The following is a 25,220-nucleotide window of genomic DNA, read 5'->3' on the forward strand; positions in this document are numbered from 1 at the left end:
TTAGGATTCTGAGTTGCGTTTCATTAAATACATAAAATTGCATTTGACGAGATTACTTCATCAGTTGGCGCACGGCGTCGTGTCCTCCTTTGTTGGAATTACAAAATGGAGGATATCGACGAATTATGATATATTGTGGTTTGTTATTTTTTGTGTGTTTTATCATCGTTTTGAAGTGTTCCCATCAATTCCATTGAAAAATTATCTCTTGCTTGAACGTAGGCTACTTTCGGAATTACTGTGGCACCCAGTTTTTTCTTTTCAAAAGTGGCTGAAAAACCAAAATCTATTTTTTTAAAATTCAGTTCCTTGGCGCGTTTAATTCCTTGATACAAAAGTTGTCTGTAAATCTGAAATTCTCTAACATAGTTATAATCCATTCCTATCAAAGAGGGAGAATAGGTATAGTTGCTGTTTTTATAACAAAAAAGCGTGCCCACTAATTGCCCCTGTTGTTGCTCATTGTCTTCATCTTTTAAATATAGCATTATAAATTCCCAATTTGGGTCGGTGACCATGGCTATAAATACGTTAGGAGGATAGGTAAAAGTGTTAAAGGCGAGATTATTGTTTTTTACGTTTTTATAGAGTTGATAGATCTGTTCCGTTTCTATTATAGTTAGTTCATTTTTTATTACTACATCAAAAGCCTTTTCAAAGGGAAGCACTTCTTCGATAAAATGGCGTTTAGAACGTGGGGAAAGTTTGTTGGTAAAGGCTTGTGGAGTGTCCCATTCCAGATTTTCAACCACACAGGAGTCGGGCATATTAGCTTTTAAGTAACCTTGATTATGGAATATGCGATTTAATTGTTCATTTTCTTCAAAGTCCCTTAATACTAACATATCAGCATTTAAATTATTGTAAAGAGTTTCTATCTCTTGCAATAGCATTAGAATAGCTTCTTCTATTAATGGATGTGATGTATTAAGATAGCAATGATTTCCTTCGGTGAATAAAGACCCCATTCCTAACACTTTAGAGGTTAGGTATAAAGGATTTTTTATTCTTTCCTCTTCTAAATGCTTTGATATTGATTCTGTTGCCATCATGTCGTCTTTCCAAAGTCCATAAGTAAAAAAAGTGGCTATTAAAGGAATTTCATTCTTGTCCTTGATTATGTAGTAGTGGAAGTCCCATTTGTTTGCAGGTTCATCAGAATTGGCAAAAGCAACTTCTAAAAAATGAAGGCCATCCCAATCAAATGTGCTTTGTTGTCCTAGTAACTCATTCCAAGTAGGTTTGTCCATTTTTGATATCGATGTTTCATATTTCAGTTGTAACGAGGATTTGTCAACTATTGTGTCTATAGTAGTATGGGTCTCGACCAAACCAAATGCACTTTGTATTTTGCTTAAGCTATTTCCTGTTTCTTTGAGCACGATGGGTAAATACTTTTCTATTGCTTCGACTAATGCTTTTATTTCTTCTTTTTGGTTGTGTCTCGAAAGTGTGATGCGAATCCCTGTGTTTTGAACAGGAACCGCTGGATATATTGCAGGATTGACAAAGAATCCTTCTTCGAATAGGTTTTGAACTAATTTATAAGAAGTTATTGGTATTGCCGTACCAAGGAAAAAAACCGGAGAATCGTTTTTGACTATTATTGGTAAAGCCGTTTTAGAAATTAATTCATTAAAATAGGCTATTTTTTCGGCTAGTTCCGATTGTAAAATGGTGATCTCTACAGACAGGTGGATATCTGCAGCAGCTATGGCAGCAGCTACCGAAGCTGGCTCCAGTTGTGCAGAGAAAGTTAGCGGGCCACCAAAAACTTTTATTTTTTCGCGAAGCTTTGCATTTGGACAAAGTAAAACGGCGCCACTGGCTCCAAATGTTTTGCTTAATGTGCCCATAATCATCACGTTATCCGGTATTTCTTTTAGTACGCTTAACACGTAGCCCGTGCCGTTTTTACCCTTCCAACTCATCCCGTGGACGTCATCAAAATACAAATGCAGTTGTGGATATTTTTTACTAAGTTCCATTAGTGCTGCAATAGGAGCATAGTCACCAAACATGGAATAGACTCCGTCAGCCATATACCAAATTTTTTTGCATTTTGACATCAATTGTTTGATTTTATCTTCTAGCAAAACCATATTGCTGTGCTTAATCATTTCGACTGGAATACCTCTTAATTTGAGTAATTGGCAAGCAGTTTGGACACTCCAGTGGACCTGATGATCGAGAATGACTCCGTCTTCATCTCTCACCGCTGTTGGAATTACCGCCATATGACCGAGGGTACTGTTCTTGGTGATAATAGTAGGAATACCGTACATAGCCTCCATTTTAGCTTCTAGTTCTGCATATAGTGGATTTGATATGTAGGATTTAGATAATGGAAATTGGGTTCCAAATTTTTTTATGGCATCAATTGCTGCTTCTTTCAATCTGCTATCTTGCTCTAATCCAAGGTAACCTGTAGTTCCAAAATGGAACATTTCTTTGCCTTTTATTTGAATTGTTCTCCCATTTAAGGATTTATCCTCTGCATAAAGATGCATTACGCCCTCTTTTTTCGCTCCTGAAAATACTTCATCAACGGTATCAATAAAGTTGTTGTGTTTAATTTTTGCCATAGTGTAAGGTTTTGATTATTTTTATAAAAGTGAGTATAAAAAATTAGATATTTTGGCTTTTTTATGCGAAAATCCCTATATGACATGTAATACTCCCGAATTGACAACAATAATGAATAATTGTTGCTTTTTGTATAAAATTATTAGTATTTGTTAATTATTTGTGAATAATATTTCATTTATTTGTGCTGTTTTACTTAATATTACCAAATGGATATAGACGGCTTTGAGAATGAATTTGCTCGTTTTTGGATTGATGGGACTATTCTTTTTTTTATATATAAAGATAATGTCAGCATTAATTTAGAGGCTGCAGAATGTATTGTAGCTGATAGGATTCAGTTTCAAAATGATGTGGCTTATCCAATTTTTTGTGATGCCCGAGGCATTGTATCCATGGATAAACCAGCACGAGATTATTTAGCGCAATCGGGTTCGTTGCTTATTAAAGCAGTTGGTTTACTGGTCAACGAACAAGTTTCTGTGATGGTAAGTTATTTTTATCTTAAAATTAATAAACCCAGCGTTCCTACCCGACTATTTACAGATCAATTGGCCGCGATAGCATTTGTTTCCAATTATATTTAGTTGTACTAAAAACTCTTTTTAAATGCTATGGTATTTCATGGAAGATAAAATTAATCATGAACGTATTAGGCCTATTCGCCAAATGTTGCTTGAAATGGCAGTAGGGAATTTCAGCTATCGTATTCAGCGGAGTACAGCTGATGATGAAGTGGAATCCTTAATATTGCTGTTGAATATGGTAGCCGAAGAATTAAAGTCCTCTTTTTCTCATCTGAGTTATGTAAATCCACACAACAGCTATAGTTCCTATGTTCAGGCCAGTTTTATTGTAGATTCCAGTTGGATAGTAAAAAAGATAAGTACAGATGTATCTATTTTATTGGGATACAGTCCAAAAATGCTTTATGGAGCCACTTTTGAAATTATTTTATCAGAAGAATCCGCTGTATCTTTTAATAGCATCAAGGAGAAATTGTCAAAGAATAGTAGTTATTCAGAAAACTTGGAGTTGGTTTTTGTAAGCCAAAACCAATTGCTTGTGCCTGCTTTTTGTAACATTTGCCGTTTTATGGATAGTACTAAAATATTAATTAGCTTAGTTACTACAATAGTTACTACAGCAGTTAAGGATAATGTTATTGCCAATGATTCTTCTGCTGTCCCTGTGATTCCAAGAAAAGAGTTCGTTTATCGTTTGTCCGATGTACAATTAATTCAGCAGGTTTACGATTATATTTTAATTCATATTGATAGTCCTTTACCAAATTTAAAAGAGCTATCTCATATTTTTGGTACAAATGAGTATAAGTTAAAATATGGTTTTAAACATTTATTTAAAACCACTATTTATCAATTTTATAATGTAGAACGCTTAAAAAAAGCACATTTGTTAATTGAGAATACTGGCATACCACTTAAAGAAATTGCCGCAATGAGCGGGTTTATAGATTACTCTAATTTTTCAAAAGCATTTAGGAAATCGTATGGTTATGCACCTAATAAAATTACAAGAAAGCAATAGCGACAGCCTTTTCTACTGCCTTAAATACGATGCTGTTTTATAATGGGTGTGTAAATAATACCTTTTTGACAACTAAATACTACCGATTTGCAAAGCCTTAGTCTTTTGTTTTTCGGAATTTTATATCGGATTAAATTTAAAGTCTACCGATATGAAACTAAGTACCGTAACCAAAAGTATTATTCTCGACAGTATCTGCCTGCTGTATGTTTTATTATTCGTTTATGCTGCCGTTAACAAATTAATGGATTTTAAGAATTTTCAGATACAGCTGGCTCAATCTCCATTATTGAGCGCCTATGCGGGGTGGATTTCTTATCTTGTTCCATTGGCAGAATTTTTTACTGTAGGTCTGCTCCTTATTCCAAAATTCAGGAATGTTGCATTATTTATTGCTTTAAGCATTATGGTAATGTTTACTACGTATATAATAATTATCTTGAACTTTAGTCCATTTGTACCTTGTTCTTGTGGAGGAGTTCTTGAAAAATTGGGCTGGCATGAACATCTTATTTTTAATTTCATTTTTGTGTTTCTGGCTATGGCCGGTATATTTATTGTCAATAAAGAGCCAGATTATCCTAATTTGACGAGAAAGGTGCTCCGTTTTCCTTTTCTATTTCTTAATGTATTTTGCAGTATTTCGATTGTTCTGGTTTTATTCCTGTTGTCTGAAGATACGATGCATCATCATAATAATTTTATACGACGGTTTCCACAGCATTCTGCTGAGCTTATACATGAGCGCAACCTTCAGTCTGATGCGTACTACATAGCCGGAGCCGGTGAAGGGAAAATATTTCTTGGAAACTATGGAGCCCCTTTAAGCATAACAATAATAGATACTTCTTTACAAGTTCAGCAGGTCAACCTTATAAAACTTTCAAGGACCGACTTTCCCTTCAGATCCTTAAAAATTATGGTAAGATCACCCTATTTTTATGTCAGTGACGGAAGTGTTCCCTGTATTTTCAAGGGTTCAACGAAAGACTGGAAAGCACAACTATGGATGCAAAAGAAGGTGTTTTTTTCGCGTATTGAGCCTATAGACTCTAGCAGTGTTGTTATATCAACTGTTAGTAGTGTTACGCACAGGAATGTACTGGGTACAATTGCTGGGAAAGATGATTTAGATGTAAAAATAGTCCCTAATTTGCTAACCAAGCAAATAGACGGTTATTTTGACACCAATGGTATTTTACAGTACAATCCGTTTATGAAAAAGGTTATCTATACCTACTATTACCGCAATCAGTATGTGGTTGCCACTCCCTCTTTACTACCGGAGCGTACAGGCAAAACCATTGATACCGTCAGTATAGCGCGAATAAAGGTTGCCTATAGTGACGGTGACAAAATAGGAAAACTTGCCAGTCCTCCCTATATAGTTAATAAGGGGGCTTCGACTTTCGGAAAATATCTATTTATTAATGCTGCTATGACAGGCCGATTCGAGCCCGTTGCTATGTGGAAAAGCGCTTCAGTACTTGATGTCTATAATCTTATCGACTACAGTTATGTATTTAGCTTTTACCTTCCTGATAAATCCGGGAAAAAAGTTTCCCAGTTTAAAGTAGATGATAATAAGGTCATTGTAATTTGTGGAAAGTATCTTCAGGTCTACCAGTTGCAGACCGACTATTATGAGCGAATAAAATTATAAAAGATTGAATAAGTATAAAGCATATCCTAGCTAGATGTCAGGGAAACGGTTGAAAACCTGTAATAGAGTAAACCATTAATTTAAATTTTAATATTATGAAAACACGTTTTTTAAAACCAGGACTTCAATTCGCAACCATCTTGTTTGCAGTTGTAGGAGCATTTGCTTTTAGCCAAGCTCCTGAAAATGATTCCGTTTTGACTACTGAATTGGGAAGGCTCCCAAATCCTCAGTGTACAGAGACTAATGTGAGCTGTAGTGTGGAAGAAACAGCGTTGCCGTGTAAAAACAGCAGTAATGTGACTCTTCGTCATTTTAATGGTTCTTCCTGTCCTACCCAGCTTTACAAAATCATTCCTTAAGCGGGGTAAAGCTTAAAAAAAGACAAAGCCAGGATATTAACCTGGCTTTGTTGTTTTCTAGAATTCATCGTATGTAAAAGGTTTTTCTTTAAGGTAATAGGCAAACCAATCCCGAATACGACCATTGAGGTCTAATTGATTGTGAGGTTGTTCTAACAAATGGCCTTCCCCATTATACAGTAATAAAACATGCCTTTTTTGCAGCCTTCGCATTGCCAGATGTAATTCCATACTTTGGCTGTAATTTACGGACTTATCTTCTTTACCGCTCCAGCTCAACAGTGGTGTGCTAATGTTTTCCGCTTGTGAGATTGGAGAATTATTAATGTATTTTTCATAAGATTCATAAAGTGATTTTCCTATTCTGGGCTGGTAGGTTTCGTACCTCCACATTTGTGAACGGGCAGCACCCTCGCTCATGCTCAGTGAAGCACTCACCATATCTGTTACGCCAGCTCCAGCAACAGCGCAGGCAAAAAGCTTAGACTGCGTTACTATATAGGATGTCTCATAACCACCGTAAGAGTGACCAATTAGTCCAATATGTCCACTGTCTACAATCCCCCTGTCAATTACGGCACGGACACCAGTCTCTACACAAGTAACTGCAGATTTGCCGGGACTTCCTAAATCATATACTATATCGGGACAAAATACAAGGTAGCCGTCGGCTACATAATTTGCATGGCTGAAACCAATAGCTTGGTAAGCTGAAGGTTTCAGGTACTGATGTAATCTGTAGCCTTGTTTTTCATATATGTAAACGATCATAGGGTACCGCTTGCCGGCGATATAACCAGCGGGATAAAACAAGACGCCATGCAGTGCTTTCCCATCAGGAGTTTTATATGAAAGCCATTCCGCTTTACCAGATTCAAAATGTTCCTGTTGCGGATTGCTTTGAAATACAATAGCGGGTTTGCTTCCCAACTTGGAACAAAAGAGAATCCGAGGGGAGAGTGCGGTATTTTCTTCCAGAATACTATATTTATTATTAAGTTGCGCTTTTTGTAAATGGCTGTATTTGCTATCGGTAAAAATCCATTTCTTTAGACCGGTCTTTTGAGACCATAGGTAATAGCCCGTAGCCCTATTTTCGGCGGTTGCTTCTAACACCAAGCCTTTTGAAAGGTCATAATATTGAGTAAGCAGGTCATAGGATTTGTGCTTGTGGGTTATTTCTGAGGCTGGAGAAATCTTGAACTTGACTTGAGTGTCTTGTCCAGTTGTAATCCTGTTTTTATTTTTACCGTCAGCTGAGGCTATCCAAATATCATACTGGCTGCATATAATCAATCGCCCATCAGTTGTCCATGCGGGACCAGCATATGGCTCCAGTTGTGTTTTTACACCATAGCTGTAATCGAATAATACTATTTCCCAACCTATTGTTATATTCGTGTGATTTGCTTTAGTAATGTCATACACCCACCAATTACCATCCCGAAAATAGCTGATGTATTTTCCGTCTGGTGAAGAGCCCATGGTTTGCGGCTCGAGTGTTTGTTTTTTGAGCCATAATTGTTTCTTACCAGTATTGACATCGATTAAGTACATATCTGCGCACCCATGTAAATAATATTGGGGCTCGTAATCCAGCGCATTATACGTGATTGCATGATTGTGGGTCGCAGTGAGCCAGACCTCGTGCTGTTCTTGACTGCCCAGCGTTACTATTTTATCTGTACTTGGTATCCATATTGCGCCTATTGGTACATGTTCGCCCGTTCCTATATTTTGTTGGCGCGGATATTCCAAGGGAGAAAGCGCATCCCACACTTCAACTGTTTTTTGTTTCGGTTTTTTCTCAGGAAGCGCCATATTGAAAAATATGCGTTTGCCATCGGGTGAAATACCAATTGCTTCCTTTCCGTTTGGGATTACAATGTGTTTGTTTGCTATTGTTTCTGATTTTTGAGTGTCGAGGCAAAATAATTTTGGATTGGTTTTGATATCAGTATAATTCCAGATTTTATAATTGGCCAGTTTGTATCCTTTGGTGTCTTGCAGTTCCATAAATACCAGTGCATCACCATCGTTCTTCCAGACGAAATTACTAAAAGTGCCTTCATGACGGCTCACTAGTATTTTCGTTATAGTGTCATTTTCGGGTTGCAAAAGAAAAACACCCTCCTTGGTAGAGAAAATCAAAGTGTTTCCAGCAGCAGTCGTTGTAAAGTTTTCTACATCATGGATATAAAATTCCTTATTGGTTTGCAACTGAAGCACCATTAATTCTTGATTCTGACGAATTACCAGATATTCATTGCGTCCAAAAAATTCTGAATCAGTAGTTCCTTCAAACCAGCGTTGCACACCTGTACTTAGATTTTGAAGTACCATTCCTTTTTGGGGGTGCAGCGCAGTAAACCATTTCCCATCCGGGCTAAAGCGAGCATCAGTTGCGAGGGAAAACGCCTGTTTCTTTGCTGTCTTTACTTGTTGTAGAAACAGTGTGTCGTTCCCGACATCATAATCGAGGGTGTAGCTAATCCATTTTCCGTCAGGAGCGATACTTTCACCCAAAAGCGTACTAAAGGTATCGTAATCATTTGGTGTCAGGCTTTTTTTTCTTAGCTGACCATAGCTACACATATTGGATATCGCCCCTAAAAAAGCTATTGTAAAAAATAATTTTCTCATTTTAATAACCTGGATTTTGTGGTTGCAAGTTGCTGTTGAGCAAAAGTTCTGATTCTGGTACTGGTAGCAGGACGTGCGTGTCTTGCCATGCCGGTTTTAGCCCGCCAATTATCATGTTGGCCAGGTTTGTTCTTTTGAGGTCGAACCATCGATGCCCCTGTTCCATGAAAAATTCTACCTGTCGTTCGTGTAAAATAGCAGTAATAAGGTCGCCTTCTGTTGCAGCTGTGGTATTGGAAAGACCAGCGCGGTTACGGATTGTATTTAAATCCATCTGCGCTCCAGATACCTTGTTCAAATGCGCTCGTGCCTCGGCACGAATCAGGTATTGTTCTTCGATCCTGAATACTATAGTATATTCCTCAGAAGTTCCGGTATTGGTATTTTGCCTATACTTGAACGGATAATACCAGGTATTCGTGCCGTTTGTTATCTTGCCTAACCATTGGCTTTTACGGTTGTCCCCCGTTTCAAAAGCAGCCAGTAGCGAGGGACTGACAGCCGCAAAAGGGGGAGGACCGCTTGTAAAAATCAAGATTTGGGCATCGGACGTATTGTTGCCTGCCAGTCCGGGATGTAGTGACCATATCACAGAAGGACTATCTTTCAGAAAGGTCTCGGTAAGATTATCAGGGATACTATACATTGGATTGTCGATCATTTGTTGCGAGGCTAGTTCTGCATTTGACCAATCTTCCGTGTATAAATAAATACGTGCCAGCAATGCTGTGGCGAGCGCTTTATTAGCCCTTATCCGTTCTCCCGAGGGATCCGTTTCTCCCAGCAGGTTATGCGCTACTAAGAGATCATTTATTGCGCTCTGGTATACCTGATGGGGAGCTGATTTTAATGCAATTCTATTGAGACTGTAATCGGTAGTTGTTATGTACGGGATGTCACCAAACAAGTTCGCCAGTTGAAAATGCAGGTAGGCGCGTAGAAAAAGGGCTTCGCCAAGAATTTGATTTTTACTTTCATTGTCTACTAATGAATTTGGCAATCTCTCGATAAGCGCATTAGCTGCGTAGATTTGTGAATAACTGTTGCTCCAGAGTTGGGATACACTAGGGTCTGAACCCAATACATTGTGTTTGTAAAAATTTGTAACGTGACTATCGTTAGAATAGACCTGTAACTCATCTGAGTACGATCCCATCAGTATGGATAGCCCTTGTGCATTTCCCGAAGCGATCCCGCGATCGCGTAGGCTTGCATAAATATCCGACAGGGCGGCAGTAGCCGTTGCGGCGTTTTCATAAACAGAAGATCCGGTAAGCTGTGACTGTGGCCGATCCACTTCAGTAAAGCTCTCACAGGCATCCAGACAAAACACCATGACTGCCAAAAGTATTATTTTAAATTTTTTCATCATTATTAATATTTGAATTAGAAACTGATTTGAAATCCCAAGGTATATTGTCGTAAGGGCGGTAGAAATAGCCCGGAATGATTTTCGGGATCGGCACCTCTGTAGTGTGTTATCGTAAAAAGATTCTGTCCCTGCAAGTATAATTTAGCGGAGAGTGATTTTGACCACGGTGTTGGAAGCTGGTACGAGATGCTTGCATTTTTGAGCCTTATAAATGATGCATCGGTGAAGGCTGCGCTGCTGTTGCTATAGCGTGAAGCCGCAATGACAGCATCATTATTCGATCCGCTGGTATATACTTGGGTTGCAGCCCCAGCACCGTCCTGAGGCCAATGGTTGAGCACCTCAACAGGCTGGTTTGCCATTACACCAGCGAATCCGCTAGAAGTAAGGTAGTTGCCCCCCAACTGTTTGACAAATTGAAAAAGGCAATCGAAAGCCCAATTTTTATAAGTGAGTTGATTGGAAAGGCCACCGAAATATTTTGGAGCGGTATCGACAACATACTGTCGATCATTTGATGCTATTTTTCCATCACCATTATAATCTTCGAAGGTATATATTCCCGTTTGCGGATTTATGCCCGTGTAGTGGTATACTTTACGAGCGTTAAGTGATTTTCCTATAACTAGCGTATTTGCATAAGTGGATCCTTCTAAATTAGGGAATGCCAGTACTTTATTTTCAGGAATTGTCAAATTGATTGTTGAGATCCACTGAAAATTGGATTTTTTGAAATTGACGGTACGCAATTCTACTTCAATCCCAGTATTTTGGACTGTCGCATCGAGATTTCCCTGTAGCGAAGTGAAACCAGTTGTTGCCGGCAATGGAATACCAACCAACTGATTTGATGAGCGGTTCCGGAAGTATGCTAAAGTTAGAAAAATGTGGTCTGAGAAAAGCCCCATCTCCATGGCCGCCTCGAATTTCCGGTTAGTTTCCCATCCAAAATCAGGATTGAACAGTCTTGTGGGCTTTATACCTATAATTCCATTGTAATTTTGCCCCGACACCTGATAGGTATCTAAGAATTGGTAATCGCCAATCTGGTCGTTGCCAGATGTTCCGTAACTGACACGCAGTTTTCCGAAACTTATTGACGGAATCGCACTGAGGAAATTTTCCTTCGAAAAAATCCAAGCAGTACCTATCGCACCAAAATTGGCGAAGCGGTTTCCCGGACCAAAACGGCTAGAGCCGTCGTGACGCCCCGTTAAGTTTATGATATATCGGTCTTTAAGATTTATATTAAGTCTCCCGTACACCGCATTGTATTTGTATTCAGAGAGCTCATGATTTACTATGGAAAGGCGTGCGGCAGCTGCCAGATCATTGATCAGGCTATTGCTTACAAAACCAGCTCCGTTCTGGGAAAGTTGTTGCGATTTTTGCATTTGAAAAGTTGTACCAGCTAATGCATTGAATTCAAGAGCTCCCCATTTTTTTGCCCAATTTAATTGTGGCTCGATAATCCATGAGTTGCGTTTTGCCGAACTTACCGATAAAGCCGAATATTCCGGGCCGGCGCCATAGGCTGGGTTAAACATTGTTGACGGAGAGGTGAGTGATTCAGACAGGTGGATATCGTTATAACCTAAGCTAGTCCGAAATTCCCATGCAGGCGAGAGTTTATAGGAAAGCAATGCATTTGAAATCAGGTTTTGGGTAGTCGCCAAAAAGGTGCTTTCGAGAAAGGCCAACGGATTTTCAAAAGTGCCGTTTTCCCAATTGAGTTTACCAGATGCGTCATAGAGTGCCGGAGCGTTTGGAGGCAAATTGTAGGCCGCATTCGTAAGGTCTATACCCGGTAATGTATTCTTATCCGCTACATAATCTGCGGAGAATGTCAGCTTAAACTTGTGATCTCCTGAAGAGTGAACCATACTGCTATGCAGGGCCCCTTTTCCATAACGCGCTTCACCTGGAAAAACGGTAGTTTCCCTACGATAGGTTCCGCTTAATAAGAATTGCGTATTCTCACTACCGCCGGAAACTGATGCTTGGGTATTGTTGCTATATGAGGTGCCACCGAGGAGTTCCTTTTGCCAGTCGGTGTTGCGGGTCTGACTCCAAGTCCCATTTACATCGTATTCATAGTCAGGGTATTCTACAATTCCATCATTTGCAAATCCTTCCCGGCGCATGGCAAGATATTGCTGGGTGTTCATCAAGTCTGTTTTTCTGGCAATCTTCCCAATGGTAGTTGCAGTGTTTATGTTGAAATGGGTTGCGCCAGCTTTTCCTTTTTTGGTAGTGATCAGCACCACTCCATTGGCAGCACGAGAACCGTAAATTGCAGTTGCATCGGCGTCCTTGAGTACTTCAATACCTTCTATGTCATTGGGGTTGATATTGTTGAGAGGGCTTATTGTTCCGGGGAGGATACCGTTGGCTAAACTGGTTGTTACCAGTGATTGAGAGCCATATGGCAGTCCGTCGACTATATATAAAGGATCGTTGCCTCCGTTACGGATGCTGTTGATACCCCGTATTTGAATGCTGAATCCCCCGCCGGGTAATCCAGTATTCTGTGTAATATTGACACCCGCCATTCTTCCCTGCATTGCAGCCAAGGGATTATTGATGGGTTGTTTTTCTATGTCTTTGGTTGTGATTTTCGCGATACTTCCGGTACGTTCGCTTTCTTTCACGGAATAATAACCTGCGTTGACGCGGATTTCTTGTAAGGAGGTCATGTCTTCCTGCAATTGTATGTTAATTATTTTCTGTCCGCGTATGGGAACTATTGCTGTTTTGAAGCCTATAAAGGAGACTAACAACGTATCTGTAGCAGTAGCCGAAAGGATGTACTGCCCGTTGAGGTCGGAGCTAACGGTATTGTTTCTTTTTCCATTTATGGAAATTGTCACACCGGGTAAAGGATTAGTGCCATCAGTGATGGTACCGCTTATTTGGTTTTGTTGGTGTGGGGATTGCATTTGCCTCAGTCTGTTGTTTGCTTGAGCAGGGGTACAGCAGAGGTAAAGGCCGAAAATAAGCGGACACCAAAGTGCTCCCAAGCCTTTGTTTAATGAAATATTTTTCATAAGTTTATATTTATTGTTTTTTATCGGTCTTATGTAATTCGCAAATAGCTATTGATGCTTGCATCGTATAAGCGTTATGCTCATTTCATAATATTGGTTTAGTTAAATGAAACGTTAGTTTTGTTTGCGAGGGTTCTCTATACTAGTTTGCAGACGGGTTAGAGGGCCTTTTTTGTTTTGAGATTCTATTTTATCATAGTGAGGAGGTTTAGTTAATATATTTTTAATTGTTCTTTTGCCCGCGCGGCAGTCTGGCTCCTTCGCTAAAACAGTCCACCGTACTGTTTATTAACGCTTGGCCCTATCGCCCAAAAAAGAACCAAAAAACGCTAGCCTGGACTGTTCGCCGACCCGCTATTTTATCAATTCTGAAATCCAACAAACTGCTCACGCTATTTAACTTTTAGTGGAATTCGCGAATCTTCGATTTCGACTCCGCTCAAACAGTGTTGGATTTTTTCAGAATTTTCTAAAAGCAGGTGCCCGGCTGCCACAGTCTAAGGGCGGTATGAGCTACAGCGTGATTTTATAAGTCTTTAGTTAGGTGTTTTTATTTAAAGGACCGTTCGTTCAGTTGTGACTTTGGAATATCCGTTTTTTATAATTGTTTCAACCATAAATCCAAAGGCATATCAATGTTATAAGTGCTATTATTAATGCGGCTTGTATGTGTCTGTAATATTTCATCTTATTGTTAATTATTATCGGTTTGTTTTGTGGTTAGGGTAAAACATCCTGCACCATTTATTAATAAATTCAAATTAAATTAATGAGACTTTTTGTTCAAAGAGGCTTGCGGTGCAGGAGTTTCTTAGTTAGTAGTACTCGTTTATTTCATCATAGGCACTTCACAGTTAATGGTTAATAGTGAGTAGTTAATAGTTGTTTAAAGTTTAAAGTTGACATAGGTATTCCCGACCGGTTAAGAAAGGGACATTTTCCTAACTGGGATTTATGAATAATGGGTTTAGGATTTAAAAAAAACTGCTTTTGCTCTCCTTTCTGAAACAAACTTTAAAATCTTAAGATACCATTTGGAAAATAGAAATAAAGGCAATACTTTTAAAGTGCGAGTTTAAAGAGAAAAAGCTTAAATCTAAGTGCCAAAAGCATTTTAGGTTAGGGTTGAGGATTGATATAGAGGTGATTGTTATTTTATATAATTCCCTTTTTCATATATCAAGGTATAGTTGAACACATCAGTACTACAAATTTGATGGTGGAAGTGTCTCTAATAAGAGTACTTCACGGTGTTTTTCTATCCTAACGCAATGTTTGTTTCAGTTTTGGGATAACAAAAGGCGGCTTGCTTTTAGCAGGTAGTTAAGGTGGTTTGGTAACGGTTGTACATAAAAAAATCGTTCTCATAATTTAGAGGTTTATGGTTATGGAACGATGTATTTCGGGTATGAAGGGTACTTGCAGAAAAAAGCAAGGAGCGGCCTCACACTTTAGAACCGTGGGCGACCAAACCCGTCTCTGCAATCTTTCGATTGGAAAGGTACTATCTAAAGCTTACGTGAGAACCGCTCGCATGCCGGATGCAAAAGTAAGAAACTTTTTGACATGGAGCGATTTCACGATACTCTCGATAGTAAAATTGGTCGTTTCGGTTCGAGAAAACATCGTTTTAATTATGCCTAAAATGGCTAATTGTCAATTCGCTAGTACAAATATAACAATAGTTTCTTAATTACAAAATTTTTAAACAAAGAAAATGAATCATAATATTGATAAATACATTAGTGACAAGATTTTTGAACTAAAATGGCAGGATAAACAACTATCCGAAATATCTGGGATATCAAAAGGACAAGTTAGCAAACTTAAAAATGGTTCAGTATCAAGATTATCTGCTCAAACCTTTTATTTAGTTGTAAAAGCTTTTAATGATTCTATAAATAATGCAACTAGAATTGTATTTCTGAATCAGAAATTTGATTTAAATAAATGGATTCCTAAAGAGCGGAATGAATTTGGGAAAATAATGTCTAAATACGAAAATATTACAAATTCGCTAGAAGAAATTTCAGCCAAAACTGGAATTAACGAAATAAGATTAAGTGAATTGTATTATAGAAAAGGTGCTTTAGATGCCTACGAATTAATATTTATTGAAAAAGCTATCGGAAAGAAACCAGGTGAATTATTTGAGGAGTTTTATGGAAAAAATATTTTGCTTTGAGACTACAAAATTTGATTTAGACTTTATAAATCATCTAAAAAAGCACGTAAAGGAAAAGATTTTAAAAAAGATATTCAAGCATTTTTTTCGGTTTTAGATGGAACAGATGTCAATTCGGGATTATTAGTTGTCAAAAAAGGAGTAATTGGCTTGCTGCAAAAAAGGAAACCTTATGCGTTCTATATTTGAGGTATGGAATGGTATGAGATAATAGGGTTTGTTGTAGTATGGCCTATAGGACTTTATCTGGGAATCAAGATGGATAAGTTCAGGAAGGGTTATCATAAAAATGATAGTTGGAGGAGTAGGGGAAAGGGGTGAAAAGATGCTGATGAGGTGTCTTTTTTTTTGTTTTATGAAGGTGAGCAATTCAATGCAGTAGTTTGGAGAGCATGCTAAAAGTGTATTTTAATTGTGCCATATTTATTGGTAAAATGCATATTGCTATATGCAATATTAGCATTTATAAAGGTAATTACTAGTTGGTACCTAAGTATATCGTAAATCGCAATATGCGATATTTGAGTTGTGTAAGGGAATTAACAAGATGTAATTGTATATTTATTTCCAGTATTTTTATTTGAAGAACATTTTTTCTTTTGCCTTGATGCAAAAGAAACAAAAATTATTCATGGGTTATTATTGTTTTTTGGTATTCATGAATCTTCGATTTCAAGCCTGATCCCGATAGCTATCGGGACTGCAAGCTTGAAAACTAGCTCGTTTATATTTACCTGACTGCCACAGGCAGTCCTCCTTTTAATTTCAAACATTGTTTTCTTAGGGTTTTTCTTTAATGGTGGTGTGATAAGGTTGGAATTGAACATGTGCTTTTCTTATTGAGATTAAAGAATCAAAAGCTCTCTTTTAAAATTAAAAACCACACCTATCAAAAAAGATATGTGTGGTTAGAAATAGAAAGATAGGTGTTTTGTTTATTGAAATTTGGCAGTAAATCCAAGGTAGAAACTTCGTCCCACAGCAGGTATAATACCTGGACCTGGGTATTCATCAGTTCTACGAGTGAAGTATGCTTTATCGGTTAGGTTATTAGCCCCAAATTTAATTGCAAAATTATTTAGAGTATAGGAAGCGCTCCAGTCCCAAACTGTATACGAAGGGATGTAACCCGCAATTGGATCTTCGCTAGTCATTGCATTTGAAGCATCTCCAAAAGCATCTCCAACATAATTGTATTGTAAAGTGGTTGATAATTTAGTAGTGCTAAAAATTAAGCCTATGCGGTTTATGGTTTCGGCTGCTGCTTCGACTCTTTTTCCTTTAAATTCTCCTGTAGTGTATTTGGCATCTACATAAGAAAAGGAGTTGAAAATACTTAAGCCAATATCAGATTGTGAATTACAGTATTTTAGAATATTAAATTCGATATAACTTTCGATTCCTTGGTGTACACTATTGGCAATATTTTTTCTGATAGAATAATAATCTCCAGTATTTGGATTGGTTGCTAATGTTAGTCCGATACGTTTGTTATACGCCATATAAAATCCGCCAATATCAAAATTAAGGTAGTTGCTTATGGTTCCTCTATATCCTAAATCACTATTGAATCCATTGGAATCTTTCAGGTTGGGGTCTATTTTTGAACTTGTTCCAAAAGGTTCTAATTGGCTGTAATCGATTGGGCGATATGCTTGACTGATATTGGCATATACATTCGTATTTCTTCCAGATTTTAACTCTAATCCAAGCCCTGCTAATGCAAAAGTTCTGTTTCTATTTTCATTTGTAATTTGAATGTCACCTTCTACTTCTTTATGTCCTTTTGAAGTACTTCTTAAATATTCTAATCGAAATCCAGGAGTTACAGTGAAATTTTTAGATACTTTAAAAATATTTTCTACAAATGGTGCCAAATTAGTGGTAGTAAAATCTAAATCATATCCCCAATCGCCAGTAATGGATAAGTCAAAATCACTTTTTGTAGTACCTTCACCGCCACCTTGGCGCTTAAACCAAGCATAACTTTGACGTACTCCAATTGCCAATGTAGATTTTTGATTTCCTAAAGAATAATTTTGAGAATAGCGGACTTCGGTTGTTGTGTTGTGCATTTTTTCAATGCCTACTTCTCTAGGTACAAATTCTCCTGTTGCGAGATCTATATCATCTGTGGCTTGGGCTCCTCCATCTTCATTTCTCCAAACTAATGAACGGCCACTAAATAAATAAGTTGATTTTACACTTAAAGTACTGTTTTTATTAGGTGTATAATTAGCGTATGCTGTAATAATATTCCATGGACTTTTTAGCCAGTTTCTAGTTCTGGTTGAACTTTTTGGATTGGCATAAAATAAACTATCAGTTAGTCCTCCAGGCATTTTTATTTTATTTCTTAGCAAAGAATATTCTACACCAAAATTTAATTTATCCGAATGATTGTATTGTATTTTTCCAAATCCAGAAACTTGCGTTTGCTGGCTATTGGGTCTATATCCATCCATGTTACGGTATTGTAAAAAGCCATGGTAACTTATTTTATTATAGTTTCCACCAATAGAATTAAAAGAGTTATACAGCCCATAACTACCTATGGATTGTGATGTAATAAATTCGAAGGGTTTGTCTTTTGGAGCATCTTTGGTGACGTAATTCACTAAACCACCAAATTGAGAACCAAATTGCAAGGAAGCAGCACCTCTAACCATTTCGATGCGACTCACTGCTTCCATAGGTGGAATGTAGTACGATTCATTGTAACCATATATATCAGCGCTAATGTTGTATCCATTTTGTCGCGTATTCATTTCTACACTTTGTGACGGATTAAGACCGCGGGTTGCTATCCCATTGGCAGTGAATCCACTACTTTCTGTCTCAACAATATTCAGTCCGGGAATTCTTCCAAGGATTTGTCGGGTATTATTGACTGCTTTATTAGCATCCAGACTATCTACAAGGATAATTTCACTTTTTTTACCGGCATAAATAATCCCATCCTTACTATTAGGTAAATGGCCAATTCCATTTACCGTTTTAAATCCTTTAATTATTACTTCTTTTAGTGTATTCTCGGTTTTTACTTGTGCTTTTATAAATTGATTGCTTATTAAAGCGAATGCCGTTATAATTATTATTTTATTGAAATTCATGTTGTTATTTGTAGATTATAAAAAGATTATTTTCGGTAATGATCAGTAATTGTTTCTAGTAATGATTCTTTTTCTAAGGAAATTTTAAAATTCCCTAATTCTGTTTTGTTTATGTTGTCAAATACTTCAGGTTCTGGGCATTCTTATGGACTTATATCTCGAACATTATAAAAAGGAATGACCTCTTTTACAGTTTTAAAAGAACCGTTATGAAAGTAAGGTGCTGAAAGCGCTATATTTCGGAATGATAGTTGATCAGTTGAATTGTAAATATGTTCAGGTGCAAATACATTGTGAGCTACCCTTGAAGAATTGATACTTGAGAATCTTCCTGTTAGAGCTCCTTCTGTCAGCTCTGGGTGCAATAGGTCACTAAAATCAGTTTGAGCGGCATGATAAGAAGCGCCTGCTTGCCCTATGAGTTTAGATAGATTACTATCAAAGAAAATTAATGTTGTAATTGCAATTTTATTGCTAACCACAGACGTATATTGGGAATCATCAGTACAGCTAGATAGTGTTATCACTGCAATACATCCAATTAAAAAGTATTTTCCTCTCATTTATTTAGAATAATTAAAAATAACTGCGCAAATATAAAATTCCATATTTGAATCGGCAAATTTATTTAGACTAAATATCAACAGTGTTTGAAAATAGTATGAATTTTTGTTTTTTTAGGATTGGATTTTATTTTGACAGTGAAAAATAATCCAAATTAGCATTGCTAAAAGTCCTTTTTGCTTAATAATTCCGTAGAAAGGCAAATGGGTAGCAATTCTTTTTTATAAGAAATACATCAAAAGTGATTTAAATGATGCGAAATATGCAAAACCAATGACTGAAATGGTTTTTGCGTGCCCAGCAGTAAAAATGAAACAGATGAAGATCGAATCGATTGTTATTTAGTTAAGATTTGGGCAATCCTAAATAAAATTGAAATTTCAAGAGTTCAGGTAGTTCAAAGGATTAGTTTTTAATTATCTGTAAAGTACTTGTTGATTTGGGATTATTAGTCGCCAAAAAAAGGAGTTTTTGATTTCATGTTAAAAAAGAAAATCCTATGCGTTCTCTATTTGAGTTGGAAGAGGAGTGGACGAGATCCTATTATGTAATAGTCAAAATTGCGAGATTTTTGTATAATCTCGCAATTTTGACTATTTTTGTGTTGAAATCTTTATTATAACAATTATGCTAGAAGCTGCTCCAAAATATATAAAGGAAGATAATACCATTACACTAATGGTAAACTTGCAAGGAGATGGAACCTTAAAAAAGATACAAGATGATTATCTATATTGGGATAAAATAAAATATAAGGCAAAAAACTGTACCCCTGAGGAGTTATGGAATGCAGTAAAATTATATCGCTTTATTAGAAGTAATACTATTCGTTTCGGGAAAAATACTTTTAGTTATATGATTACAGATTACATTCAAAGAGCATTGCATCAATTTGATATGCATATTGGCGGAACTTTGGGAAGTAATATAGGGATTGCTGAAACTGATAAAACGAAATTTATTATTAGTTCAATAATGGAGGAAGCTATTTCGAGCAGTCAAATGGAAGGTGCAAATACTACCAGAAAGAAAGCGAAGGAAATGATACAGCAAGAGAAAAAGCCTAAAAATAAATCTGAGCAAATGATAATGAACAATTATATTACTATGAAATATATTGTTCAGCATAAGAATGAAGCTATTAGTGCTGAAAAAATATTATACCTACATAAACTAATATCAAATAATACTTTAGATGATGCCAAAGATGAAGGGCAGTTTAGAGATCATGATGATGTTCATGTGGTCAATCATGTTAATAGTGAAATTGTTCACACACCTCCATTGAAAGATGAACTTAATGTGTTAGTAAAAGATTTATGTGATTTTTTTAATAAAGACAATGAGGATTTTATACATCCGATACTAAAAGGTTGTATTATTCACTTTATGATTGGCTGGATACATCCTTTTACTGATGGAAATGGGAGAACGGCCAGAGCGATATTTTATTGGTATATGCTAAAAAAAGGGTACTGGTTAACAGAATACTTGTCCATATCAAGAATTATTAAAGACACTAAAGCTCAATATGAAAAAGCATTTTTATATTCAGAGGTAGATGGTAATGATCTGGGATATTTCATTACCTATCATATTATGACGATGGAGAAATCATATGCAGCATTGAAAACGTATATTAGCAAAAAACAGCAGGAAGTTTTTCAAGCAGCAAAGTTTATGAAGATTCCAAATGTGAATGATAGGATGGCACAGATCCTGAAAATTTTACATGATGATTCCGATAGAATTTTGACTACAAAAGAAATTGAGGTTCGGTTCAACGTTTCAAATTTCACCGCTAGAACTGACTTAAAAGCACTTGTTGAATTAGGTTTTTTGGATATAATTCAAGTCAATAAAAAGAAGCGAAATTTTATTAAATCTGATAAATTCGACCTGATAATGGGAAAATACACATCTTAATAATTTAATTGTCTATTTACGAATTTTTTTAGCGAAACTAAACAGTTTTATTCATCGTTTTAGTTTTATAGTTGGTATACTTGTCAATTTGGGATTATCAGTTGTCAAAAAAAGAGTTTTTGATATTGATTATCTTTTCTTTTGTCTTGATTACTCACGAGTTAATAATTTTTTGGAGTTCGTGAATCTTTGATTTCAAAAGAAACAAAAAATATTCAGGGTTTATTATTGTCTTTTTTGTATTCATGACCCGAGTCTGAAAGGCGAACGGATGAAATAATCTCCGATTTCACGGCCTGAAAATTTAAAACTTAAATACTACCTCAAAACGCCGTTCCGTAGCCCGAGCCGTTCGCATTTTAGGCGCAACTCGCGGACTGCTGCTAGCTAACTGCCACTGGCAGTCCTCCTTTTAATTTCAAATATTTTTTGACGTTTTAAATTTAAGGGCGAATCTAATTTTGACGTTTTTATTGTGTGGGATATTGTTTTGTCAGTTCGTATTTCCAGAGTTCGCTGAATCTTCGATTGAATGTTTTTACTTTTTTTCTTGATAAAAAAAGTAACAAAAAAATCACTGCCTGAAAATTAAAAACTTAAAAACTACCTCAAAACGCCGTTCCGCAGCCCGAGCCGTTCGCCTTACAGGCTCAACTCGCGGACTGCTGCCACTTCGTTTTATCGTTGTTTTTTTTCGTTTTTAATTTAAGGGCGGTTCAGAAATCAGTTCCAATCACGTTTAAGATTAAATAACAATTCGGATCATGTATTTTACGGAACAGAGTTTACTAAATTTTCTATTTTTGTTGTGAATTGCAAATATTCTTTGAATTGCGATTTTACTTTTTTTCTTGATAAAAAAAGTAACAAAAAATTATTCATGCTTTAATATTGTTTTTTTTTGTATTCATGACCCGAGCCTGAAAGGCGAACGGATGAAATAATCTCCGATTTCACGGCCTGAAAATTTAAAAACTGTTTTTGAGTATTTACCTGACTGCCATTGGCAGTCCTCCTTTTAATTTCAAATTTTATTTTTTGACGTTTTTAATTTAAGGGCGGTTCTAAAGCATGCGTTTTTATTCGAAAGGATATGCGGTTTGTTATGGGGTCGGTTTTTTTTAATTTTTTCCCCGCCAGATTGCTTCATTCTTCGCAATGACTGGGAGAAATTAAAAAAGGGAGTATTGATTGTTTTTTTACGTTTTAAATTTGAGGGTGATTTTGACTATGGTTTTTCTTTTGATGTAGTGGTTCGTTATTTGAACCACTGGTTGAACTAGTTATTGAACTGGTAATGCTTTATTGTGGAAGTATATGAGGCTTTTCTTGAATTGCCTTTTAAACCCTTATCCGATTATACAACGCAAAACATGTTCCATTTGCAGACCTGAATACACACAAAATTCCTCGATTGAAATTAGTTGATGTGGTTCTTTATTCAAGTTGGTTTTAATCTTGTTGAGATACAACCTTGCTTGGCGGTACGTTTTACCAGTAATCCGTTGTACATCTTTTGGATAAATACATACCCTGATGTTACTTGCAATCACACTTGTTCGTTTTATGGTGTTATCTACGCCTACTCAATTTATTTTTTTGTCTAATTGGCGTACTTTTATTTGTAAAGTTATGAAAATTAGTTAGTTAAAAAAGTGACTAAAGTAGGTAATTATGTACCATTTAGTACCGTTATTGACCAGCGTTTTTTGAAATGTGGAATAATTGATGGAATCTTTGTTTGAAATCATTCAAGATTTAGTTGCAACGAGTATTCGGAATGAGAGAGTAATTGGATTATTTTAAACTTAAATTTTTAGAAATTATGGCAAGACAGAAAGGCATAATTAAGTTAAAAGGTACTATCGGGGATATTACTTTTTACAAAACCAAAGACGGGCATTTGGCCCGTGAGAAAGGTGGCATTGAAGCGAGTAGAATTGCGAACGATCCAGCGTTTCAGCGAACGCGGGAGAATGGTGCTGAATTTGGTAGGGCAGGGAAGGCGGGGAAAACTTTGCGAACTGCTTTGCGAACGCTGCTTTTGAATTCTGCAGACAGCAGAATGGTGAGTCGATTGACCCAGAGTATGATTAAAGTGATCCAAGCTGATTTAGTTAATGAGCGTGGACTGCGCAATGTAATTGATGGTGAGGCGGATTTGCTTGTAGGCTTTGAGTTTAACATTAGAGGGAAATTGGGAACCAGTTTGTTTGCACCTTTTGTTGGGACAATTGATCGGGCTAGTGGTGAAATTTCGGTTGATTTGGCTTCATTTGTCCCTGCGAACATGATTGCAGCTCCAGGAGGGACTAGTCATTTTAAAATTATTTCGGCAGGTGCTGCAATTAATTTTGAAGCTGAAACTTTTGAAGTAGCGACTTCAGAGACTGTTGTCTTTCCGTGGGACAACACGCCCACCGTCGCAATCAACCATTTGAATTCGGTCAGTTCGAACAGTGTCAGTCCGTTATTTTTGGCACTTGGAGTTGAGTATTTTCAAGAGGTTAATGGAAGGATGTATCCGTTGAAAAATGGTTCCTACAATCCATTGGCTTTGATTTTAGTAAACGGATTGTAAGATGGTTTTAGTACTATCCAGAACTTATTTCCCTGATGGAACAAATAGCAGACTCGAATGTGAGGGAAAATTTATTTGCAATACCATTGAATTGCCTTGGAAAAAGAATGAAACGAAGGTTTCCTGTATTCCAGAGGGGAAATATTTTATCAGAAAACGTTACAGTAACAAATTCAAGTGGCATTTGGAGGTTATGAATGTTGAAAGCAGAAAGTTTATTCTGATTCATCCTGCGAACAATGCCCTTTTAGAATTAAATGGCTGTATAGCTCCCGTAACTCAATTTTCAGGACCTGGTTTGGGTCTGATGTCACGAAAAGCATTTTATAAATTGAAAGAGTCGATTTATAAAGTTTTAGATCGTGATGAGGAAGTTAGTTTAATTGTTCAATCTTGATTCCCTAACGGGAATAAAAAAAAGTAAAATTATGAATATAGTAAAAAGAGCGAAAGCTCCCACGCCAAAATTTTTCAAAGTGCTTCGAAATATTGGATTGGCATTGGCCGCAGTTGGCGGAACTATTTTAGCCGCGCCTATTGCATTGCCTACTTTAGTGGGGTCCGTTGGGGGGTATTTAGCTGTTGCTGGAGGCGTGCTTTCGGCAATAAGTCAGATTACAACCAGTAATGATGATGCTCTTAGTCCTTCGACTGGGATTAAGGGAGCTGGCAGTAAAGTGTAGTTATCAATGCATATTGATATTTCCACCAAAATAAATACTGCAGGCGGTATCTTTTTGAGTATTGTGCCGAATTTGTATTCGGAAGACATTTTCAAAACTGTTGTTTTGGCTGCTATTGGCGCCACAGTCAGTTTTATAGTATCGATGCTGCTCAAGTTTTTAATTAAGAAGCGCAAACAATAGTTTAATTTGAAGTGATTTGAGTTAGCTACAATGAAGTCCAGACCACTAGGTTTGGGCTTTTTTGTTTTTTTTGTATTCATGACCCGAGCCTGAAAGGCGAACGTATGAAATAATCTCCGATTTCACGGCGTGGAAATTTAAAACTTAAATACTACCTCAAAACTCCGTTCCGCAGCCCGAGCCGCTCGTCGTTCCTCCTCGACTCCCGGGTAATCCCGCTGGCCAATGTTGAAATGCTTATCGTGATCTTGAAGATAAAATAGTTGGAGGAGTACAGGGTCATTGCGAGGGACGAAGCAATCTCACTAGAAGGGGAATCATTTTTTGAGATTGATTTGAAGTTGTTATTTACAAGGACGAATATTCTCTAATTTATGATTTTACTTTTTTGCTTGATCAACACTTCGTCTTCGCTCAGTGTGACGGTAATAAAAAAATATTCATGGTTTATTATTGTCTTTATGAATCTTCGATTGAATGTTTTTACTTTTTTCCTTGATAAAAAAAGTAACAAAAAAATCACTGCCTGAAAATTCAAAACTTAAAAACTACCTCAAAACGCCATTCCGCAGCCCGAGCCGTTCGCCTTTCAGGCTCAACTCGCGGACTGCTGCCACTTCGTTTTATCGTTGTTTTTTTTCGTTTTTAATTTAAGGGCGGTTCTAAATTGGACGTTTTTAATGTGTGGGATATTGTTTTGTCAGTTCGCTGAATCTTCGATTGAATGTTTTTACTTTTTTCCTTGATAAAAAAAGTAACAAAAA

At 36.8% G+C, this 25,220-nt stretch carries 16 protein-coding genes; 9 read left to right on the top strand and 7 right to left on the bottom strand.

The genetic code is table 11. From position 1 onward, the window contains the following. Nucleotides 1-143: 143 nt before the first annotated feature. Nucleotides 144-2,585, bottom strand: coding sequence for an aminotransferase class I/II-fold pyridoxal phosphate-dependent enzyme (locus tag AAC069_RS17365; protein WP_339921698.1), 2,442 nt, complete (start codon nt 2,583-2,585; stop codon nt 144-146). 210 nt (nt 2,586-2,795) lie between these two features. Here AAC069_RS17365 and AAC069_RS17370 point away from each other — a divergent pair, with 210 nt between their 5' ends. The 4 genes from AAC069_RS17370 to AAC069_RS17385 all read left to right on the top strand — a co-directional run bounded on the left by AAC069_RS17370 (nt 2,796) and on the right by AAC069_RS17385 (nt 6,159). Then, nucleotides 2,796-3,173, top strand: coding sequence for a hypothetical protein (locus AAC069_RS17370; protein WP_339921699.1), 378 nt, complete (start codon nt 2,796-2,798; stop codon nt 3,171-3,173). A gap of 37 nt (nt 3,174-3,210) precedes the next feature. After that, entirely contained in the window at nt 3,211-4,134 is a 924-nt protein-coding gene (locus tag AAC069_RS17375; protein WP_339921700.1) for an AraC family transcriptional regulator, read from the top strand. 151 nt (nt 4,135-4,285) lie between these two features. Beyond that, a complete protein-coding gene (locus AAC069_RS17380; protein WP_339921701.1) occupies nt 4,286-5,797 on the top strand; it encodes a MauE/DoxX family redox-associated membrane protein in 1,512 nt (503 codons plus the stop codon). Nucleotides 5,798-5,892: 95 nt separating this feature from the next. Then, on the top strand, nt 5,893-6,159 hold the full coding sequence (locus AAC069_RS17385; RefSeq protein WP_339921702.1) for a hypothetical protein: 267 nt from the start codon (nt 5,893-5,895) through the stop codon (nt 6,157-6,159). A gap of 57 nt (nt 6,160-6,216) precedes the next feature. Here the strand turns inward: AAC069_RS17385 and AAC069_RS17390 are convergent, their stop codons facing one another. The 3 genes from AAC069_RS17390 to AAC069_RS17400 are packed head-to-tail and all read right to left on the bottom strand — an operon-like array spanning nt 6,217 to nt 13,221. Beyond that, nucleotides 6,217-8,802, bottom strand: a complete 2,586-nt coding sequence (locus AAC069_RS17390; RefSeq protein ID WP_339921703.1) for a prolyl oligopeptidase family serine peptidase — start codon at nt 8,800-8,802, stop codon at nt 6,217-6,219. Nucleotide 8,803: 1 nt separating this feature from the next. Further along, nucleotides 8,804-10,174, bottom strand: a complete 1,371-nt coding sequence (locus AAC069_RS17395) for a RagB/SusD family nutrient uptake outer membrane protein (protein WP_339921704.1) — start codon at nt 10,172-10,174, stop codon at nt 8,804-8,806. Nucleotides 10,175-10,188: 14 nt separating this feature from the next. Then, the gene (locus AAC069_RS17400) at nt 10,189-13,221 is read right to left on the bottom strand and encodes a SusC/RagA family TonB-linked outer membrane protein (protein WP_339921706.1); all 3,033 of its coding nucleotides are present in this window, start codon (nt 13,219-13,221) and stop codon (nt 10,189-10,191) included. Between the two features lie 1,717 nt (nt 13,222-14,938). Between AAC069_RS17400 and AAC069_RS17405 the strand changes: the two genes are divergently transcribed. Next, entirely contained in the window at nt 14,939-15,406 is a 468-nt protein-coding gene (locus AAC069_RS17405) for a helix-turn-helix domain-containing protein (protein WP_339921707.1), read from the top strand. A gap of 935 nt (nt 15,407-16,341) precedes the next feature. Here the strand turns inward: AAC069_RS17405 and AAC069_RS17410 are convergent. Next, a complete protein-coding gene (locus AAC069_RS17410) occupies nt 16,342-18,519 on the bottom strand; it encodes a TonB-dependent receptor (protein WP_339921708.1) in 2,178 nt (725 codons plus the stop codon). A 143-nt stretch (nt 18,520-18,662) separates the two neighbouring features. Further along, nucleotides 18,663-19,082, bottom strand: a complete 420-nt coding sequence (locus tag AAC069_RS17415; protein ID WP_339921709.1) for a hypothetical protein — start codon at nt 19,080-19,082, stop codon at nt 18,663-18,665. A gap of 628 nt (nt 19,083-19,710) precedes the next feature. On the opposite strand from AAC069_RS17415, the gene AAC069_RS17420 reads away from it, so the two are divergent. After that, nucleotides 19,711-21,009: a Fic family protein gene (locus AAC069_RS17420; protein WP_339921710.1), complete on the top strand. Its 1,299-nt coding sequence runs from the start codon at nt 19,711-19,713 to the stop codon at nt 21,007-21,009. 1,349 nt (nt 21,010-22,358) lie between these two features. Here AAC069_RS17420 and AAC069_RS17425 read toward each other — a convergent pair. Further along, on the bottom strand, nt 22,359-22,562 hold the full coding sequence (locus AAC069_RS17425) for a hypothetical protein (RefSeq protein ID WP_339921711.1): 204 nt from the start codon (nt 22,560-22,562) through the stop codon (nt 22,359-22,361). Between the two features lie 272 nt (nt 22,563-22,834). Here AAC069_RS17425 and AAC069_RS17430 point away from each other — a divergent pair, with 272 nt between their 5' ends. From AAC069_RS17430 to AAC069_RS17440, 3 genes are read left to right on the top strand one after another with little or no spacing between them, the layout of a single operon-like run. Next, complete coding sequence (locus AAC069_RS17430; protein ID WP_339921712.1) at nt 22,835-23,590, top strand: hypothetical protein; 756 nt, start codon at nt 22,835-22,837, stop codon at nt 23,588-23,590. A 1-nt stretch (nt 23,591) separates the two neighbouring features. Next, nucleotides 23,592-23,987, top strand: coding sequence for a DUF5675 family protein (locus tag AAC069_RS17435; RefSeq protein WP_339921713.1), 396 nt, complete (start codon nt 23,592-23,594; stop codon nt 23,985-23,987). A 31-nt stretch (nt 23,988-24,018) separates the two neighbouring features. Beyond that, nucleotides 24,019-24,273, top strand: a complete 255-nt coding sequence (locus tag AAC069_RS17440; RefSeq protein WP_339921714.1) for a hypothetical protein — start codon at nt 24,019-24,021, stop codon at nt 24,271-24,273. Nucleotides 24,274-25,220: the final 947 nt, after the last annotated feature.

It is taken from the genome of uncultured Flavobacterium sp. (genome assembly GCF_963974175.1).
In the GTDB taxonomy this organism is placed as follows: Bacteria; Bacteroidota; Bacteroidia; order Flavobacteriales; family Flavobacteriaceae; genus Flavobacterium.

Excerpts from the sequence above, each read along its gene's own strand:
- AAC069_RS17390 (WP_339921703.1), bottom strand. The coding sequence starts at position 8,802 with ATGAGAAAATTATTTTTTACAATAGCTTTTTTAGGGGCGATATCCAAT.
- AAC069_RS17385 (WP_339921702.1), top strand. The coding sequence starts at position 5,893 with ATGAAAACACGTTTTTTAAAACCAGGACTTCAATTCGCAACCATCTTG.
- AAC069_RS17410 (WP_339921708.1), bottom strand. The coding sequence starts at position 18,519 with ATGAATTTCAATAAAATAATAATTATAACGGCATTCGCTTTAATAAGC.
- AAC069_RS17370 (WP_339921699.1), top strand. The coding sequence starts at position 2,796 with ATGGATATAGACGGCTTTGAGAATGAATTTGCTCGTTTTTGGATTGAT.
- AAC069_RS17380 (WP_339921701.1), top strand. The coding sequence starts at position 4,286 with ATGAAACTAAGTACCGTAACCAAAAGTATTATTCTCGACAGTATCTGC.
- AAC069_RS17365 (WP_339921698.1), bottom strand. The coding sequence starts at position 2,585 with ATGGCAAAAATTAAACACAACAACTTTATTGATACCGTTGATGAAGTA.
- AAC069_RS17400 (WP_339921706.1), bottom strand. The coding sequence starts at position 13,221 with ATGAAAAATATTTCATTAAACAAAGGCTTGGGAGCACTTTGGTGTCCG.
- AAC069_RS17430 (WP_339921712.1), top strand. The coding sequence starts at position 22,835 with ATGGCAAGACAGAAAGGCATAATTAAGTTAAAAGGTACTATCGGGGAT.
- AAC069_RS17415 (WP_339921709.1), bottom strand. The coding sequence starts at position 19,082 with ATGAGAGGAAAATACTTTTTAATTGGATGTATTGCAGTGATAACACTA.
- AAC069_RS17375 (WP_339921700.1), top strand. The coding sequence starts at position 3,211 with ATGGAAGATAAAATTAATCATGAACGTATTAGGCCTATTCGCCAAATG.
- AAC069_RS17395 (WP_339921704.1), bottom strand. The coding sequence starts at position 10,174 with ATGATGAAAAAATTTAAAATAATACTTTTGGCAGTCATGGTGTTTTGT.
- AAC069_RS17440 (WP_339921714.1), top strand. The coding sequence starts at position 24,019 with ATGAATATAGTAAAAAGAGCGAAAGCTCCCACGCCAAAATTTTTCAAA.
- AAC069_RS17405 (WP_339921707.1), top strand. The coding sequence starts at position 14,939 with ATGAATCATAATATTGATAAATACATTAGTGACAAGATTTTTGAACTA.
- AAC069_RS17435 (WP_339921713.1), top strand. The coding sequence starts at position 23,592 with ATGGTTTTAGTACTATCCAGAACTTATTTCCCTGATGGAACAAATAGC.
- AAC069_RS17420 (WP_339921710.1), top strand. The coding sequence starts at position 19,711 with ATGCTAGAAGCTGCTCCAAAATATATAAAGGAAGATAATACCATTACA.